Source organism: Mesorhizobium sp. M7A.F.Ca.MR.362.00.0.0 (assembly GCF_004023175.1).
In the GTDB taxonomy this organism is placed as follows: Bacteria; Pseudomonadota; Alphaproteobacteria; order Rhizobiales; family Rhizobiaceae; genus Mesorhizobium.
The window spans coordinates 1,934-2,817 of the sequence record NZ_RZTF01000124.1 but is presented as its reverse complement, the minus strand read 5'-3'; the positions used below and the strand labels follow the sequence as shown (position 1 = coordinate 2,817).

1 protein-coding gene and 1 pseudogene are annotated in these 884 nt (G+C 61.7%); both read left to right on the top strand.

Translation table 11 applies throughout. From position 1 onward, the window contains the following. Positions 1–88, top strand: a pseudogene (locus tag EOC06_RS42710) (sugar ABC transporter ATP-binding protein); the annotation flags it as partial. 32 nt (positions 89–120) lie between these two features. Further along, the coding region (locus EOC06_RS16885) for an autoinducer 2 ABC transporter substrate-binding protein (RefSeq protein ID WP_245469676.1) at positions 121–884 on the top strand (764 nt) is incomplete at its 3' end.

Below are 884 nucleotides of genomic sequence, written 5' to 3'. Positions count from 1 at the left end.
GCTGGCGGCCGATACCGATCACGAGGAAGTCGTTTCGCTCATAACAGGCGCTCATCCCGACGTGCGGGCGCTTGAAAAAACAAACTGAAACGCACGTCATTTCCAGAGAGGTTCAAACACATGCTTTCACAGTTCAAGAAAGTGCTCGCCGCTTCCGCACTGTCACTCGCCATTGCAACCGCGGCGCATGCCGCGGACAAACACAAGGTCGCCTTCGTTCCGCAATTGATCGGCATCCCTTACTTCAACGCCATGGAAGCCGGCGGCAATCGCGCCGCCAAGGACCTGGGCCTCGATTTCATCTATTCCGGTCCCGTCGACACCAATCCGGTCGACCAGTTGCAGATCGTCCAGAACCTGATCGATCAGGGCGTCGAGGCGATCTCGGTCAGCGTCCTCGATGCCTCCAGCATCGCACCCGTTGTCGAGAGCGCCAAGGCGAAAGGCATCAAGCTGTTCACCAGCGACAGCGACGCGCCCGACAGCGGCCGCGCCGTCTATGTGGCGCAGGCGACCGACGAAGGCCTCGGCACAACCATTGTCGACGAACTCGTCAAGCGCGTCGGCGAGGACGCAACCATCGGCATCGTCTCCGGCGAGGCAACGGCGTCCAATCTCAACGCCTGGATCGGCTTCATGCAGAAGCAAGCCACCGCCAAATATCCGAAGCTGAAGCTGCTCGCGCCGCAATTCGCCGGCGGCACCGCTGAACGCGCCGCGCAAATATCAGGCGATCTGATGGCGGCCAACCCGGACATCAAGGCGATCATCGCCGTCGCCTCCTCGACATGCCCGGGCGTAGCCCAGGCCATCGAAACCGCAGGCAAGATCGGCTCGGTCATCGGTGCCGGCTACTGCAGCCCGAACACGGCACGGTCTTACCT